Here is a 16,357-nt window from a genome sequence, read left to right on the forward strand (position 1 = left end):
GCCAGCCACCTAGAGGGGAATTTTCAAGTGCCAATCGGTACCGCCTGGATCGCGTTCGCCGCTCAAGCCGCCGCGGCGACGTCATCCGTCCCGCAGCCTACCGCCTCCCAGGCGTCGACGGAGACGAAGACCCCCGCCGCCAGGCCCGCCGAGGGCGGTAATGGCGTCAGCGCCGTGACCATCACCGCCGACGCCCCGGCGGTGCGCACCTCGATCGATCGCCGCAGCTACAGCGTCTCAGGCGATCTGGCGGCGCAGTCTGGGGGTATCGCCGACGCCCTGCGCAACGTCCCCTCCGTCGAGGTCGACGTGCAGGGCAATGTCAGCATGCGCGGCGATCCCAACGTCACCATCCTGATCGACGGCAAGCCTTCGGGCCTGTTCCAGGGCGATGGCCGAGGCCAGGCGCTGCAGCAGATGCCGGCCGAGCGCATCGACCGCGTCGAGGTGATCACCAACCCCTCGGCCGAGTTCCGCGCCGACGGCACGGGCGGAGTCATCAACCTGATCACCAAGAAGGCCAAGGGCGCGGGCCGCACCAGTTCGATCCGCCTGACCGGCGGCGACCATGGCCGAAGCGGCCTGTCGGGCAATATCGGCTACAACAGCGGCAAGCTGTCGGCCGCCGGCGACATCAACTATCGCCGCGACGTCTTCGACCAGGTCGATTACGAGCGCCGCCAGCAGGCCAATCTCGACAGCGAAACCCAAGGAGCCACCGACTTCGACATCGATGGCGTCACCAGCCAGGCCACGGTCGACTACGACGTCTCCGACAAGCTGCGGATCGGCGGCGAAGCGCGGCTGTCGCGCTTCAACCTGGCGCTAGACAGCGCGGCCGACACCACGCGCAAGGACGCCACTGGCGCGCTCATCCAGGCCTATCGGCGCGACCTGACGCTCCGCCAGCGCCGCGACAACGGCGCGATCGTCGGCAGCCTGCGCCGCAAGTTCGACGGCGACGGCCACGAGCTGTCGCTGAGGCTCAGCTACGACGTCACCGACGACAACCGCACCCGCACCGGCCACACCCTGGCGACGGCGCCAAGCGCCTCCAGCGCCTACGACCAGCAGCGGTTTGGCTACGACACCCGCCAGACCGATCTCAAGGGCGACTATGTCCGGCCGATGGGTCCGGGCCAGACCCTCAAGCTGGGCTTCGACCTGCAGTTCGACGACAATGTCTATGAGAATGTGGGCCTGCGCGGCGGTTCGCTGAGCGGCCTCGCCGCCGACCCCGGCCTGACCAACACGTTCTTCTACGAGCAGCGGCTGAGCCAAGCCTATGTCACCTACGAGCGCCCGCTGGGCGCGCTGACGATGCTGGCCGGCCTGCGCTACGAGCAGTCGAAGCTGGACCTGACCTCGAGCGGCCGCAAGGACGACAACGACACGACCAAGCTGATGCCCAGCCTGCACCTGTCGTACAAGCAGAACGACCGGCAGAAGCTGACCGCCAGCTACAGCGAGCGGCTGCAACGCCCCGGTCCGTTCGACCTCAATCCCGTGCCGTTCCTGGTGGACCCGCTGAACTACCGGATCGGCAACCCGAACCTGAAGCCCCAGCAGACCCACTCGTTCGAGCTGGGCTGGCAGTACCGCAAGGCGCCGATGATGGCCCTCGCCACTCTATTCTATCGCGAGAACGACAAGGTGGTCACCGACGTGGTCACCGACCGGGGCGGCGGCGTCTTCGTCACCACCAAGGCCAATGTCGCCCAGACCCGCAACGGCGGCCTGGAGCTGGTCCTGAACGGCAAGCTGACCCCCAAGCTGACCTATAATCTCAGCAGCACCCTGTTCTGGGCGCAGCTGGACGGCTCGAACCTGGGCTTCACCGACAAGCGCAACGGCACGACGGCCCAGGGCCGCGCCAGCCTGAGCTGGCAGGCCACGCCCAAGGACCTGCTGCAGGTCAACGGCTTCCTGGTCGGAAAGCGCCTGACGCCGCAAGGCTACGCCCTGCCCTTCGCGGGGATCGACCTCGGCTATCGCCGCAAGATCAGCGAGCAGTTGTCCCTGCTGGTCTCCGTCCAGGACGCCCTCGGCCTCTACCGAGACAAGCAGGTGATCGATACGCCCGCGCTGAAGAGCCTGGTGGTCCGCGACCCCGACGCCCGCAACATTCGCATCACGCTGGCCTGGACTTTCGGGACGGGCAAGGGCCGCAAGGATCCCGGCTTCGAGTTCCAGAACCCGGGGGCGGGACCACAGTAGGGAAAGGGGTGCTCAGCGCCAGCTAAGCGCGGCTTGCTGAACGGTCGGCGTCTGGGCCAGGCTCACGACGTCGGCGCCCTCCAGGCGGCATTGGCCCCGGCCGTCGGCGTCCAAAACGCACTCCACCCGCCGAGCGAAGGCGGCGGCCATCAGGACCTTACGGTCGATCGAAGCGCCCGATGCGCCGCCATCCAGACGTACCCGCACCCAGTCCGAGGGCTTGGGGCCCAGGGCCACGCAAATCACGCTGGCGGCGGGAACCTCGAGCACCGGTCCGGCGATGGTGTCTCCCGCCGCCGCCCGCGCCGAACAAGCCAGGGACGGCGTCGCGGCCAGAACCGCGACCATCAGCGGAAGGGCGAAAGAGACGGTAGACGAGATCGGGACACGCATGCCGACGCTCCTGGGTGGCGCGTTAACAATTCCCAGACGGGCGCCCTGTTCCGGATGATCTAAATCAAAAAGCGCCCGTTACCGTGGCTTCCACCCCTCGGCGATCACCGCGATCTGCTTGTCCATGACCGCCGACATCTCGGCCGCCGGCATGTTCCCGCCAGCCGCGGCGGCCATGCGGTAATTCCAGGCGTACGAGGCCTTCAGGGTGTCGATGATCAGGCGCAAATCCAGGTCGCCCCGCACCTCGCCCTTGCGCACGCCCTCTTCCAGGACGTCGAGCAGCATCTGGGACAGACGCGGATTGCGGCCATAGGGCGTAACGCCCGGATCGTTGTTCGGATTGTATGAGGCGGCGATGTGAGCCAGGAACAGCTTCACCCGCCGGGTCTCGAACTCGTAGTGGATGGCGAAGATCGAGCACAGCTTGTCAGCGGTGCCGCCGCGCAGGAGCGGCGCCACGTGGTCGAGCTCGGCGTAGAGCTCGGCCAACCGGTGGTTCATCACGTGGCTCAACACCTCCGCCTTGGAGGCGAAGGTCGTGAACACGCTACCGACGGAAACCCCCGCGCGCTCGGCGATCGCGCGGATGGTCGTCTCGTCGTAGCCGACCTCGTTGAAGAGGTCCCTGGCGGCTTCGAGCACTCGTTCCCGAGTCGCCGCCTTCTGATCAGTTCTTACGCCCACGCACGTCCCCCTCGAACACGCTAGCGTCGTTGTAACAAAGGCGCTCCGTTCCCCCGAACAGAGCGCCCAGTTTCGTTCGTCAGGCGCGAGCGCCCGCGAAGATGACCTTCAGCTGATCCGAAAGCCGCGCCAGCAGAGCTTCCACCGACCAACCATCGTAGACGGCGCGGCGATAGTTGGCGACATACACGTCCCAGCTCATTTCAGCCAAGAGCTTGACGTCGATATCTTTCTTCAACTGGCCCTGATCGATGGCCCGTTGCAGGGCGTCGGCGATCAGAAGGAACAGGTGCTTGATGTCGCCGCGCGCGCGACGCTCGGCGGCTTCCGACCGGGTCCAGGACACCGCGATGCTGGCGCGCAGCAGCGGCAGTTGCTCGACGTGGAAGCCGTAAGCGACGCCGAACAGGCCCAGCAGGGCTTCGTCGACGGTCTTGGCGTTGCGCGAGGCCTGGGTCATCTGGGCGTAGATGACCTCGTAGTCGGCGGTCAGGATCTCTTCGAACAGCTCCGACTTGTCGGCGAAGCTGGCGAACACGGCGCCGGTCGACATGCCGGCGGCCTGGGCGATATCCCGGATGGTGGCGCCTTTCGTAGCCGCGCTCGCTGAACAGGCTGCGGGCGGCGGCCAGGACGCGTTCACGAGTGCGCTGCTTGGCCAGGGCCCGGCGGGTCAGCTTCACCGGGGAATCGGTGGCGGACTCGATATTGACGGACACAAAGCTCATGCGGCGGCCTCCAGGCGGGCGAGAGCGGCTTCAGCGCGTTTCTCGAATTCAATGCAGTACTCATCGACGACATTCTGAAGGACGTCGGCGTAGCGGCGGGCCAACTGACGGCCATCCTGCGCGGCGTCGCGGAGGTCGGTGATCAGTTGGCGGACTTCGGCCATGGCTTCTTCGCGATCGGACGCGGAGAGCTCAGCGTTGGTCGAGAGCAGAGCGCTCTGGGCCATTGCAGGTAACTCCTACCCCCGCTGGGGTGAGTGAAAGGCGTTGAACGATCCGCGGTGGGGGAGGTTGATCATGTTCAACGAACGCACACTGAAAAATAGGAAGCGGGCGCAATAACGCCAGGGGGAGGCCATTGCAACCGCAAAATAGAACTCGAATCGCCGAACAATGGCGCGTGCCATAGATATGAGAGCGCTCTCAAGGGGTCACTGCGACAAATTCACTCACCGAACAAGTTCGGCGAATTAGCTCAACGGACGATGGTCATCGAACTCGGTCGCCGCCCTGGGTCGAGGGACCTCCGAGGCGTTCCCCTGACGCCCTTACGGCTCCAGCCTCTATGGCGCGGCTTGACGCAACGCCCTATTCTCCGAGGCCATGAGCCACCTGTTCGACTTCCTCGTTCCCGCCGCCCTGCTGGCGGTCCTGATCGCCCTGGCCGCCGGGCTTTACGCCCTGTTTCGCGGCGGCGACTTCGGCCGCTCCTATTCGAACAAGCTGATGCGCCTGCGCGTGCTGCTGCAGTTCATCGCCATCATCGTGCTGGTCGCCGCCGCGTTCTGGTGGCGGCGTGGCGGCGCGTAGGTAGACTGCTTCGCCGAACCGGAGTCCGCGACGTATGGTCACGCTTAATCGCATCTATACCCGCACGGGCGACCGCGGCTCGACGCGGCTGGCCACCGGCGCGCCGGTCAGCAAGGCCTCGCCGCGGGTGGAAGCCTACGGCGGGGTGGACGAGACCAACGCGACGATCGGGATGGCTCGCCAGCACACGGCGACCGACCCCGTGCTCGACGCCATGCTGGAGCGGATCCAGAACGACCTCTTCGACCTGGGCGCGGATCTGGCCACGCCAGAGCAGCACGGCAAGCCGGAATGGGAGCCGCTGCGCATCCTCGACGGCCAGGTCGAACGGCTGGAGCGCGAGATCGACCTGCTGAACGGCGAGATGGCGCCTTTGACGTCGTTCGTGCTCCCCGCGGGGTCGCCAGCAGCCGCGGCCCTGCACGTGGCGCGCACCGTCTGCCGCCGGGCCGAGCGGACCTGCGTGGCGCTGTCGGAGATGGACGGCGAGATCGTGGGCCAACCGGCGATCAAGTATCTGAACCGGCTTTCGGACCTGCTGTTTGTCGCGGCGCGGTGGAGCAACGACAAGGGTCGCGCCGACGTCCTGTGGAAGCCCGGCGCGACGCGGTAGCGCCTACTTCTTTTCCGGAACGGACGGCGAGGTCGCCGGCGCGGGGGCCGACGCCGCGGCCTCGCCATTAATCGGCGGCACGTTCAGCGGGCGGCGCGTCAAGGTCTCGATCGAATAGCTTGTGGCGCACTTCATCCACTTGCCAGCCCAGAGACGCCCCTGACGCTCGCACTTCTCCTTCGGCCACACCCATACGACGTGGTAGGTCAGGGCGGCGCCGCTCAGGAGCACGAACAGGCCCAGGAAGATGTACTTCAGGCGCGTGAAAGTCTTGTTCATGGCCGCCCCTTACCGCCTTTCCGCACGTAAGGGAATTGGCGCCAGGCGCCGCCAGCGCGCAACGGAGCGCCGGAAATCGTACAACCGTTTGAACCATACCCAGCCTAACGCATTACGCTTACGCAAAGGGAAACTTGCATTGCGGCGCCGAAACGGTAAGTCGGAGGCCAAGCAGGAAAAAAAGCAGCCTGGAGGCGGTGGAAACCGATGAAGGTCCTAGTCCCGGTCAAACGGGTTATCGATTACAACGTCAAGGCCCGCGTGAAGGCGGACCAGACCGGTGTCGACCTTGCGAACGTCAAGATGTCGATGAATCCCTTCTGCGAGATCGCGGTCGAAGAAGCCGTGCGTCTCAAGGAAAAGGGCGTGGCGACCGAGGTCGTCATCGTCAGCATCGGTCCGGCGCAAGCCCAGGAGACGATCCGCACGGCGCTGGCCATGGGCGGCGACCGCGGCGTCCTGATCACCACCGACGCCGATCCCGAGCCGCTGGCCGTGGCCAAGCTGCTGGCGGCCGTCGTGGCTGAAGAGAACCCCAACCTGGTCCTGATGGGCAAGCAGGCGATCGACGGCGACAACAACGCCGTCGGCCAGATGCTGTCGGCCCTGCTGGGCTGGCCGCAGGCGACCTACGCCTCGGCGGTGGAAGTCTCGGGCTCGACCGCCAAGGTCACCCGCGAAGTTGACGGCGGCCTGCAGGTCCTGGACGTCGATCTGCCGGCGATCATCACCGCCGATCTTCGCCTGAACGAGCCGCGCTATGCGTCTCTGCCCAACATCATGAAGGCCAAGAAGAAGGAGATCGTCAGCAAGACGGTCGCCGACTACGGCGTCGATATCGCGCCGCGCCTGAAAGTCTTGAAGGTGACCGAGCCCGCCAAGCGCTCGGCCGGCATCAAGGTGGAAACCGCCGCCGATCTGGTCTCCAAGCTTAACACCGCGGGGGTGCTGTAATGGCTGTTCTCGTCGTCGCCGATAACGACAACGCGCACCTGCGCGATGGCACCCACAAGACCGTCACCGCGGCCCTGAAGATCTCGGGCGACGTGGACGTGCTGGTCCTGGGCAAGGGCGCCAAGGGCGTGGCCGACCAAGCGGCCAAGATCGCCGGCGTCCGCAAGGTGCTGCTGGCCGAGTCCGACGCCCTGGGCCACGGTATCGCCGAAGCCCAGGCCGACGCCGTCCTGGCCCTGGCTGGCAACTACGACGCGATCCTGGTTCCGGCCACCTCGGGCGGCAAGAACTTCGCCCCGCGCGTCGCCGCCAAGCTGGACGTCGCCCCGATCTCGGACATCGTCGAGGTCGTCTCGGCCGACACCTTCACGCGCCCGATCTACGCCGGCAATGCGCTGGAGACGATCCAGTCGAGCGACGCCAAGAAGGTGATCACCGTCCGCCCGACCGCCTTCGCGGCGGCGGCGGAAGGCGGCAGCGCCTCGGTGGAGACCGTCGCTGGCGCTGACGCCGGCAAGACCCGCTTCGTCAGCGAAGAGATGGTCAAGTCGGACCGTCCGGAACTGGCCGCGGCCAAGATCGTCGTCTCGGGCGGTCGCGCCATGGGGTCGGCCGAGGAGTTCCAGCGCGTGATCGAGCCGCTGGCCGACAAGCTGGGCGCCGCCGTCGGCGCCAGTCGCGCGGCCGTCGACGCCGGCTACGCCCCGAACGACTATCAAGTCGGCCAGACCGGCAAGGTCGTGGCCCCGCAGCTCTACGTCGCCATCGGCATCTCGGGCGCGATCCAGCACCTGGCCGGCATGAAGGACTCCAAGGTGATCGTCGCGATCAACAAGGACGCCGACGCGCCGATCTTCCAGGTGGCCGACTTCGGCCTGGTCGCCGACTACAAGACGGCCGTCCCGGAACTGATGGACGCCCTGACGGCGGCGGGCAAATAAACCCAGCCTCCCTGGCTCGCGAACATGGGAAAGGCCCGGAGGAGAACTCCGGGCCTTTCTTATTGGGCGGGGATACGAGCGGACCCGCTGAGCGAAACACCCGATTTCGGTTCCGCCCTCGGCGCCGCCTGTTGCCTCACGCCGCGCTCGGGTGCGAAAGCGTGACCGCAACCCGAGGGGCGCGGGCAGCGGGGGAGAACGATCGTGCCGGGCTGGTCGAAATGGTTCGATGAAGGCGTCACCACGGTCACGGCGCGCAGCCTGCCGACGCTGGGCCTGCGCCTGGCCATCGGGGCGCTTAGCGCGACGTGCTACGCCCTGTTCGTCGAGCCCCTTCCGGGTCTGCTTTGGGGTCTGGCCATCGCCAGCGCCGAGGCGGCGGTCTGGATCGCCAGCAAGCCTCAGCGCGTCGATCAGACGACCACGCCCCGCCAGCGCCAGGCCTATGTCGCGGCCGTCGTCTGGATGAATCTGGTCTGGTGGGCGCTGGTCGTGCTGCTTTGGAGCCTGGACCAGGAGGTCATGCGCCTGGCGGCCCTGTGCCTGCTGTCGGCCCTGCTGGTCCACGCCCAGGCGTTCACGGCGCGATCGAAGCTCCTGCTGTTGATCGTCGGCGGCGGCGCGGCCCTGCTGCTGCTGGCCCTGACCGCGGTCTTCAATCCGTTCCCGGCGGGCCAGCGGCTAGTGCTTTTCCTCGCCGCGCTGATGCTCACCGCCTATACCGCCAAAGCCGCCGTGACCAACATCCGCAACAGTCGAGCCCTGGAGGAGGCCAAGGCCCGGGCCGAGATCGCCAGCCAGGCCAAGTCCGAGTTCCTGGCCCTGATGAGCCACGAGCTGCGCACGCCGCTGAACGGGATGCTGGGCCTGTCCCAGGCTCTGAAACTGGAGCCTCTGGAGCCCGGCGAGCGCGAGCAGGTCGAACTGCTGGAGGAATCCGGCCGCACCCTGCTGGCCCTTCTCAACGACGTGCTGGATTTCGCCAAGATCGAGGCCGGCAAGCTGGAGATCGCTCCAATCGTCGGCGATCTGGCCCAGTTGGCCGACCGCGTCGTGCGACTGAACCAGCCGCAAGCCCGCGAAAAGGGTTCGACCATCACCCTGCGGGTCGAAGACACTGTGCCCGCCGCCCTGACGTTCGACCCGCTGCGGGTGCGTCAGTGCCTGACCAACCTGATCTCCAACGCCGTGAAGTTCACCCCCTTCGGACAGATTCTCGTGCGGGTCGGCTGCGCGCCCGCGCCCGGGACGGATCGCGTGCGGGTGAAGATCACCGTCTCCGACACCGGCATCGGCATCCGCCCCGAGGTGCTGGAGCGGCTGTTCATGCCCTTCGTCCAGGCCGATCCGGCCACGGCGCGTCGCACCGGCGGCACGGGCCTGGGCCTGAACATAACTCGCCGCCTGGCGCAGATGATGGGCGGCGCGGTCACCGCCAAAAGCGAAGTCGGCAAGGGCTCGACCTTTGTCCTGACCTTCCTCTGCGACCTGCCCGCCGCGACGGTTGAGCCCAGCGGGACACCGGCGGGACCGCCGCTGCGGCTGCTGGTCGTCGACGACTATCCGGTCAATCGCAAGGTCATCGGCATGATGCTGGCCCCTCTGGGCTGCGAGATCGTCGAGGCCGGCGACGGCCAGGGCGCGATCGACGCCTTGGGCGAGGCCGACTTCGACATGGTGCTGATCGACTTCAACATGCCCAGGATGGGCGGGCTGGAAGCCACCCGCCGCATCCGCGCCGAACCCCGCTGGGCGCGACTGCCGATCATCTGCCTGACGGCCGGGGTCATGGACGACGAGCGCTCCGAGGCCCTCTCGGCCGGCATGAACGCCTTCATCGAGAAGCCGATCGAGATGGCGACCCTCGTCTCGACCATCGGACAGTTCGACCGACGGCTCGCGCGGGCTTAGGCGGCCCGCGCCAACCGCGACGACGCGCCCTGCTCCGCCACCGGTACGTCCAGGCCCCGCATGGTCGCCGTAACGGCCGTCTCCAGCAGGGTGCGCGGCTCCTCGCCGAGGAAGGCGACGAGACGGCGGTTGTCGAGGCGGAACGGGTTCTCGCCAGAACGGCCTCATCTCGGTCAGTTCGCGAAAGGTCTCGTTGAATAGTCCCGCGATCGGAACCAGGCCCCAGGGCAGGCGGAACACCTTGGGGCGCTTGAGACCCGCGGCGCGGGCGATGGCGCGGATCAAGGCGGTCCCATCGGCGTCCCAAAGCCCATCGAAATGAAAGCGGGCGAAGGCCGGCAGCTCGGCCTCGCGGTCGGCCAGCCGGGCGAAGGTCTCGCCGACGTCGGGCAGATAGGCCCAGGCGTGACCGACACCCTTGTCGCCGGGATAGAGGATAGTCTTCACCGGCTTGCCGGGCGTGACGAGGCCCGAGGCGAACCAGCTGTTCGTTGTCGAGCGCGGTCCGAAATAGTCGCCCGCCCGCAGGATCAGCGAGCGCACGCCGCCATTTTCGCTCCCCGGGGCGGCGGCCGCTTCCAGGCGCGCCTCCATCTCGACGCGGATCTTGCCCTTGCGGGTGAAGGCGCGCTGCGGCGTGGTCTCGTGGATCAGCGCATGGGCGGTCGGATCGTAGTTGTAGATCGTGCCCGGCAGCAGGATCCGCGCGCCGCTGGCGCGAGCGGCGGCGATGCTGTTGTCGATCATCGGCAGGACGAGGCTCTTCCAGCTGCGATAGCCGGGCGGATTGACCGCGTGGACAATGATCGAAGCGCCTTTCGCGGCGGAGACCACGGCGTCGCGGTCGAGGGCGTCGCCCTGGATGTAGTCGAAGCCCGGACGGGCGGTCTTGGTTAGGTCACGGACCAGGGCGCGGACGGTCCAGCCGTGGCGGACCAGAGCGGCGGCGGTCTCTCCGCCCACCCCGCCATTGGCGCCGAGGACGAGAGCGATACGGGTCGGGATGGTCATCGGGCGTCTCCTGGAATGTCGATGACCAGAAAATGAGCCGTGCGCGCCTCGATAGAAATTGCCGAGAATGCTCCATTAGCCTATCAAAAATATATGAGCCTGGATCCGCCCACCGCCGTCGACTGGGAGCGTCAGCGCGCGTTTCTGGCCGTGGTCGATACCGGCAGCCTTTCGGCCGCCGCTCGCCAACTGGGCGCCGCCCAGCCCACGGTGCGTCGGCGGATTGAGGATCTGGAGGCCCAGTTGGGCGTGGCGCTCTTCACCCGCTCGCCCTCGGGCCTGACGCCGACGGCGCTGGGCAAGGACCTGGCCCAGCACGCCCGGGCCATGGCCCTGGCCGCCGCTTCCCTGGCCCGCGCGGCCTCGGCCGAAGCGGGGGCGGCCTCGGGCGTGGTCCGGATCACCGCCAGCGAGGTGGTCGGCATGGAGGTTCTGCCGGCGATATTGGCGGAGTTGCGCGAAGCCCATCCGGGCCTTGTCTTCGAGCTGGCCCTGACCAACCGCAGCGAGGATCTGTTGCGCCGCGAGGCCGACATCGCCGTGCGGATGGTCCGGCCCACGCAGGACGCCCTGGTCGCCAGGCGGATCGGCGCCATCAGCCTGGGCATGCACGCCCACAAGCGCGTGCTGGACGCCTGGGGTCGGCCGACCACGATGGAGCAAGCCCGCCGCATGCCGCTGATCGGCTACGAGAGCGAAACGATCGGCGTACGGGCGATCAAGGCCATGGGCCTGGGTCTCGACCTGCGGGTCGAGGACTTTTCCTTCCGCACCGACAACGACGTGGCTCAATTGGCGGCGATCCGGGCCGGCCTGGGTCTTGGCATCTGCCAGGTCGGCCTGGCCGCGCGCGATCCGATGCTGGAGCGGGTTATGGCCGATCTGTTCGCCATCGACCTGGAAACCTTCGTGGTCACCCACGAGGACCTGAAGGACGTGCGCCGGGTCCGCCTGGTCTTCGACGCCCTGGTCGAAGGCTTGACCCGCTACGCGCGAATTGGAAATATAGTTTAAACTGTATTAATTTCCACCTAAAGTGGATTTGCGATTCGTGCGATCGTGCTGGCGGCGCCTACGGCGCGCGGAGTAAGTGGAGTAGCGATGGTCGCCGGCGTTTCAGATAGCTCGGCCCTCTCCAGCCTGTCGGCCGCTCGCATCGCGACGCTGAGCGCCTCGGCGTTGGCCGAGGCCCCACCATCCGAATTCGCCAAGCTGACCAAGGCCCAGGTCGCGGCGATCTCGGCCACGGCCATAGGCGGTCTGACCGCCGAGCAGTTCGCCAAGTTCAACAAGACCCAGCTGTCGGCCCTGACCACCGCCCAGCTGCCGCGCCTGTCGTCGTCCGTCGCCTTCAGCGCCGAGCAGTTGAAGCTGCTGAACGCCGTCCAGGTGAAGGCCCTGTCGGGCACGACGATCGCGCAGCTCAGCACCACCACCCTGGACAGCCTGGCCCTGACCCAGATCGTCGCCCTGTCGTCCACGGCCGTCGCAGCCCTGTCGCGCGACCAGATCCAGAGCCTGTCCCTGGCCCAGGTGCGGTCCCTGACCCCGACCCAGCTGCGGCAATTGCCCCCCTCCGACATCGGCGAGTTCAGCAACCAGCAGCTAGCGTCTCTTAGCGCCACCCAGATCGGCGGCCTGACCCAGACCCAGTTCGCCAGCCTGTCGGCCGAGCAGGTCGGCGCGCTGAGCCCCGCTCAGTTCGCCGGGCTCTCGGTGCCGACCCTAAAAGGTCTGAACGCCGCCGCCATCGCCCTGACCACGCCCGAACAGTGGGCCGGCGCCAGCGCCCTGCAGATGTCGGCCCTGACCGCCGAACAGTTGAAGGCCCTGGGTCCCGAGCGGATCGCCGCGCTCAAGCCGACCCAGATCCGCAGCCTCCCCTCCGTGGAGATCGGTCGCGCCGGCGCTGACTTCCTGAACCAACTGACGCCGACCCAGATCGCCGGCCTGTCCGGCAACCATACGGGCGGCCTGTCGGTGACGGCGGTCGACGCCCTCAAGCCCGAACTGCTGGCCGCCATGGATCCGGTGGCGGTCGGCGGGCTGTCGGTCACAGCCTTCTCCAGCCTCGACGCCACCCACGTGGCCGCGCTCAGCGCCAGCCAGATCGCCCGTCTGCGGCCCGATCAGCTGAAGGGCTTGAACGGCGACGACTTCAACGAGTTCACCCGCGCCCAGCTGAAGGCCTTCACCGCCGCCCAGATCCGCGAGCTCCCGCCGGAGCGGCTGGCGGGGATGTCGGACGAGGACTTCGCCGCGTTCACCCCGACCCAGATCAAGGCCCTGCTGCCGCTGCAGGTGAAGGCCCTGTCGACCAGCGACCTGGCCGCCCTGACGACCGAGCAGGTCGGGGCCCTGACCTTCGACCAGATCGGCGCCCTGTCGGGGACCCAGTTCGCGACGCTGCGCGGCGTCGCCTCGCTCACCAGCCTGCAGCTGAAGGGCGTCACGGCCACGCAGATGAAGGTGCTGACGCCCACCGACATCAGCCGGCTGACCGCCACCGAGGTCGCCGCGTTGAGCGCCACGCAGATCGGCGGCCTGACGTCCGAATCGCTGTCGGCCCTGAACGCCACCCAGACGGCGCGGCTCAATGTCGTGCAGATGCGCGGCCTGACGACCACCCAGCTGAAGGGCCTGACCGACGACGATGTCGGCGAGCTGAGCAGCGCGCAGATCGGCGCCCTGGACGGGACCCAGGTCGGCGTCCTGGTCCCGCACCTGTCGACCACGGCCGTCAGCCTGTTGGGCAGCACCCAGATCGGCAAGATGTCGACCACGGCTCTGGACGGCCTCAGCGCCGCCCAGATCGCGGCCCTGGGCGCCAGCCAGCTGCGCGGCCTGACCACCGACCAGATGGCCGGCCTGCCGTCCGACATCGCCGCGAACCTGAGCGCCACCCAGCTGGGCGGCCTCAACGCCAGCCAGCTCGGCGCGCTGTCGGTGACCAATCTGGGCCGCCTGAGCCCCGAAAGCCTGCGGCAGCTGACCGCCTCTCAGTTGCGCGGTCTGACATCGACGCAGTTGAAGGGCTTCGCCACAACGATGTTTGGCGTTCTGGCCCCCACCCAGATCGCGGCCCTGACCGGCATGCAGTTGGGCGCCCTGTCGCCGGAGACGATCGGCAATCTCAACGCCACCCAGTGGGCGGGCCTGGCGGTCACCCAGGTGCAGGGCCTCACCGCCACCCAGCTGGGCGGCCTGGACGCGACCGACCTCACCTATCTCAACACCACCCAGTGGACCGGCCTGCGCGCCAGCCAGCTGGCAGGCCTGACAGGAACGGCGGTGGCGGCGATCGCGACCGAGCGCCTCCGCCTGCTGACCGCAGGACAGATCGGCGGCCTGACGGCGACCGCCTTCTCGGCGCTGGACGCCGCCCGGGTCGCGGCCCTGACGACCACCCAGATCGGCGGCCTGAACGCCACCCAGCTGCGCGGCCTGACGCCCGAGGACATGGGCGAGTTGAGCACGACCCAGGTGGCCGCGATCGCCGCGTCGCAGCTTGGCGGCCTCCCGGCCACCGACGTCGCGGCCCTCAAGCCGGACCAACTGGCCGCCCTGAGCACCGCCCAGCTCCGCGCGCTCGCCCCGTCGCAGATCTCGGCCCTGCAATCGACTCAGGTTGGCGGGCTATCGGCGACCCAGTTGGCGGCGCTCAGCTCGATCCAGGTCGGGGCCCTGGCCAGCGACGCCCTGCCGGCGCTAAGCGCCACCCAGGTGGCCGGCTTCACCTCCGCCCAACTGGCCGGCCTGTCGACCACCCAGGCCGGGTCCATAACCGGCGACCAGCTGTCCGCCCTGGCCGTCACCCAGGTTGGCAGCCTCTCCGGTTCGTTCCTGTCGGCCCTGACGCCGACGGCCTTCTCCGCCCTGAACGCCACCCAGGTCGCCCGCCTGTCGGCGGCGCAGGTGCAGAGCCTCAGCACCACCCAGATCGCCAGCCTGTCGACCACCGACTTCGCCGAGCTGTCCGCGACCCAGGTCGACGGCCTGACCCCCTCGCAGCTGGGCGCGCTGTCGACCACCAATATCGGCGGCCTGAGCACGACCGCCATCGGCGACCTCACGGCCGCCCAGTTCGCGGGCCTGTCGCCAACCCAGTTGGCCGTACTGCCCGAGAGCGTCTTCAAGGGGCGCCTGTCGACGCTCAGCGCCACCCAGATGGCGGGCCTGTCCGGCTCGTTCATCGCCAATCTCACCTCGACCGAGGTCGCCAACCTGAACCCGACCCAGCTGGGCGCCCTGTCGCCCACGGCCTTCGCGGCCCTGGGGACCTCCCGCCTGACCAGCCTGACCACCAGCCAGATCACGGGCCTGTCGACGACCCAGGTGGCCAGCCTCGACGCAAGCGCCTTCGGGGCCCTGACCACCACCCAGGTGGCGGTGTTGTCCGGAACCCAGATCGGCGCGGTCAGCGGCGAGATTCTCTCGGCCCTGGACGCCACCCAGTTCGCCCGCCTGACCACCGCCCAGGTGCGCGGGCCTGACGACCAGCCAGATCGAGCGGTTCAGCGCCGCCGACATTGGCGAGTTCACCGCCACCCAGATCGGCGCCCTGGGCGCGGGCCAGCTGGAAGGTTTCTCGGCCGCCGACATCTCGGCCCTGAACGTCACCCAGGTGGCGGCGCTCTCGGCCGGCCAGATCTCGGCGCTGACGCCCGTGCAGGTGCGCGGTCTGACCCCCACCGACATTGGCGAGCTTAACCGGACCCAGGTCGCGGCCCTGACCAACACCCAGATCAGCGCGCTGTCGCTAGCGGCGGTGAACGGCATGAGCGACGAACAGTTTGGCGGCCTGTCGGCGACCCAGGTGCGCGGCTTCTCGGGCGAGCAGCTGACGGCGTTCGGGGCCGAAGGCCTGGCGCGCCTGTCCGGCGCGCAGCTCGGGGCCCTGACCACCACCCAGGTCGGCCAGCTGCCCGCCGTGGCCATTCGCAGCCTCACCGGCGAGCAGATCGGCCAGATCATGCCCAGCCAGATATCGGGCTTCACCAGCGAGCAGATCGCCGCCTTCAGTCCCAACCAGCTGAGCGGCCTGTCGCGCGCCCAGGTCAACAAGCTGACCGCGGCCCAGCTGGACGCCATGAGCGTCGCCCAACTGGAGGCCATCGGCCTCTAGACCTGGGAACCGCGAACAAAAAAGGCCCGGCGGTTTCCCGTCGGGCCTTTCGCGTTTCGAAGCTCCGAAGGACTTAGTCCTTGGCGCGTTCCTGATACGAGTTGTCTTCCGTCAGGATCACGACGCGGGTACCGACGGTGATGTAGGGCGGGACGGTCGTCTTGACGCCGTTGCTCAGCAGGGCCGGCTTGTAGGACGACGAGGCGGTCTGTCCCTTCACCGACGGTTCGGTGTCGACGATCTCGAGGATCATGGTGCGCGGCAGTTCGATGGCGATCGGCACGTCGTTGTGAGTCGACAGCTGGACCGTCATGTTCTCCTGCAGGTAGGGCGCGGCGTCGCCGATCACCTCCTCGGTGGCCACGACCTGGTCGAAGGTTTCCGGGTTCATGAAGTGATAGCCGTCGCCGTCCTGGTAGAGGAAGGTGTGGTCACGCTGGTCGACGAAGGCGCGCTCGACCTGCTCGGTCGTGCGGTAGCGTTCCGAAACCTTCACGCCGTCCGAAATGCGGCGCATGTTCAGCTGGGTCACCGGGGTGCCCTTGCCGGGGTGGATGTTGTCGACCGTCAAGACGACGTAGAGCTTGCCGTCCATGTCGACGACGGCGCCTTTGCGGAGCGAGCTGGCTGCGACCTTCACTTAAGTTTCGTCCTCGGTGGAAAGCGCGCGCGAGGCCGCGGGCGCGAT

Annotated in this window: 14 protein-coding genes and 2 pseudogenes; 9 read left to right on the top strand and 7 right to left on the bottom strand. The window is 67.9% G+C overall.

Translation table 11 applies throughout. From position 1 onward, the window contains the following. Positions 1 to 27 precede the first annotated feature (27 nt). Entirely contained in the window at positions 28 to 2,217 is a 2,190-nt protein-coding gene (locus ACHMW8_RS03610) for a TonB-dependent receptor domain-containing protein (protein ID WP_395444776.1), read from the top strand. Between the two features lie 12 nt (positions 2,218 to 2,229). Here ACHMW8_RS03610 and ACHMW8_RS03615 read toward each other — a convergent pair whose 3' ends face one another. From ACHMW8_RS03615 to ACHMW8_RS03630, 4 genes and pseudogenes are all read right to left on the bottom strand, one after another. After that, on the bottom strand, positions 2,230 to 2,610 hold the full coding sequence (locus ACHMW8_RS03615; protein WP_395444777.1) for a hypothetical protein: 381 nt from the start codon (positions 2,608 to 2,610) through the stop codon (positions 2,230 to 2,232). Between the two features lie 78 nt (positions 2,611 to 2,688). After that, positions 2,689 to 3,297 (bottom strand): TetR/AcrR family transcriptional regulator, encoded by a 609-nt coding sequence (locus ACHMW8_RS03620; RefSeq protein WP_395444778.1) that lies wholly within the window; start codon positions 3,295 to 3,297, stop codon positions 2,689 to 2,691. A 79-nt stretch (positions 3,298 to 3,376) separates the two neighbouring features. After that, positions 3,377 to 4,025: pseudogene (locus tag ACHMW8_RS03625) on the bottom strand (TetR family transcriptional regulator). After that, complete coding sequence (locus tag ACHMW8_RS03630) at positions 4,022 to 4,252, bottom strand: hypothetical protein (RefSeq protein ID WP_125155341.1); 231 nt, start codon at positions 4,250 to 4,252, stop codon at positions 4,022 to 4,024. The pseudogene ACHMW8_RS03625 and the gene ACHMW8_RS03630 overlap by 4 nt, the downstream one beginning before the upstream one ends. A 376-nt stretch (positions 4,253 to 4,628) precedes the next feature. Between ACHMW8_RS03630 and ACHMW8_RS03635 the strand changes: the two genes are divergently transcribed. Further along, the gene (locus ACHMW8_RS03635; protein WP_125155340.1) at positions 4,629 to 4,835 is read left to right on the top strand and encodes a twin transmembrane helix small protein; all 207 of its coding nucleotides are present in this window, start codon (positions 4,629 to 4,631) and stop codon (positions 4,833 to 4,835) included. Positions 4,836 to 4,869: 34 nt separating this feature from the next. Then, the gene (locus ACHMW8_RS03640) at positions 4,870 to 5,448 is read left to right on the top strand and encodes a cob(I)yrinic acid a,c-diamide adenosyltransferase (RefSeq protein ID WP_395444779.1); all 579 of its coding nucleotides are present in this window, start codon (positions 4,870 to 4,872) and stop codon (positions 5,446 to 5,448) included. Positions 5,449 to 5,451: 3 nt separating this feature from the next. Here the strand turns inward: ACHMW8_RS03640 and ACHMW8_RS03645 are convergent, their stop codons facing one another. Next, positions 5,452 to 5,727, bottom strand: a complete 276-nt coding sequence (locus ACHMW8_RS03645) for a hypothetical protein (RefSeq protein WP_395444780.1) — start codon at positions 5,725 to 5,727, stop codon at positions 5,452 to 5,454. Positions 5,728 to 5,934: 207 nt separating this feature from the next. Between ACHMW8_RS03645 and ACHMW8_RS03650 the strand changes: the two genes are divergently transcribed. From ACHMW8_RS03650 to ACHMW8_RS03660, 3 genes are all read left to right on the top strand, one after another. After that, positions 5,935 to 6,681 (top strand): electron transfer flavoprotein subunit beta/FixA family protein, encoded by a 747-nt coding sequence (locus tag ACHMW8_RS03650; RefSeq protein WP_395444781.1) that lies wholly within the window; start codon positions 5,935 to 5,937, stop codon positions 6,679 to 6,681. Further along, positions 6,681 to 7,622 (top strand): electron transfer flavoprotein subunit alpha/FixB family protein, encoded by a 942-nt coding sequence (locus tag ACHMW8_RS03655; RefSeq protein WP_395444782.1) that lies wholly within the window; start codon positions 6,681 to 6,683, stop codon positions 7,620 to 7,622. The genes ACHMW8_RS03650 and ACHMW8_RS03655 overlap by 1 nt, the downstream gene beginning before the upstream one ends. 204 nt (positions 7,623 to 7,826) lie before the next feature. After that, a complete protein-coding gene (locus tag ACHMW8_RS03660) occupies positions 7,827 to 9,533 on the top strand; it encodes an ATP-binding protein (protein WP_395444783.1) in 1,707 nt (568 codons plus the stop codon). Between the two features lie 411 nt (positions 9,534 to 9,944). Here ACHMW8_RS03660 and ACHMW8_RS03665 read toward each other — a convergent pair. Next, positions 9,945 to 10,544: pseudogene (locus ACHMW8_RS03665) on the bottom strand (NAD(P)H-binding protein); the annotation flags it as partial. A gap of 93 nt (positions 10,545 to 10,637) precedes the next feature. Between ACHMW8_RS03665 and ACHMW8_RS03670 the strand changes: the two are divergent. The 3 genes from ACHMW8_RS03670 to ACHMW8_RS03680 all read left to right on the top strand — a co-directional run bounded on the left by ACHMW8_RS03670 (position 10,638) and on the right by ACHMW8_RS03680 (position 15,669). Beyond that, positions 10,638 to 11,558: a LysR family transcriptional regulator gene (locus ACHMW8_RS03670; protein WP_125155333.1), complete on the top strand. Its 921-nt coding sequence runs from the start codon at positions 10,638 to 10,640 to the stop codon at positions 11,556 to 11,558. Between the two features lie 87 nt (positions 11,559 to 11,645). Continuing rightward, positions 11,646 to 15,254 carry an ice nucleation protein gene (locus ACHMW8_RS03675; RefSeq protein WP_395444784.1) on the top strand — a complete coding sequence of 1,203 codons (3,609 nt, stop codon included), beginning with the start codon at positions 11,646 to 11,648 and terminating at the stop codon, positions 15,252 to 15,254. Further along, complete coding sequence (locus ACHMW8_RS03680) at positions 15,145 to 15,669, top strand: hypothetical protein (RefSeq protein ID WP_395445889.1); 525 nt, start codon at positions 15,145 to 15,147, stop codon at positions 15,667 to 15,669. Before ACHMW8_RS03675 ends, ACHMW8_RS03680 begins: the two co-directional genes overlap by 110 nt. Before the next feature lie 73 nt (positions 15,670 to 15,742). Here the strand turns inward: ACHMW8_RS03680 and efp are convergent, their stop codons facing one another. Continuing rightward, positions 15,743 to 16,309, bottom strand: a complete 567-nt coding sequence (efp, locus tag ACHMW8_RS03685) for an elongation factor P (protein WP_125155331.1) — start codon at positions 16,307 to 16,309, stop codon at positions 15,743 to 15,745. Between the last annotated feature and the right edge of the window lie 48 nt (positions 16,310 to 16,357).

This window comes from Caulobacter sp. UC70_42, from assembly GCF_044056025.1.
GTDB lineage: Bacteria > Pseudomonadota > Alphaproteobacteria > Caulobacterales > Caulobacteraceae > Caulobacter.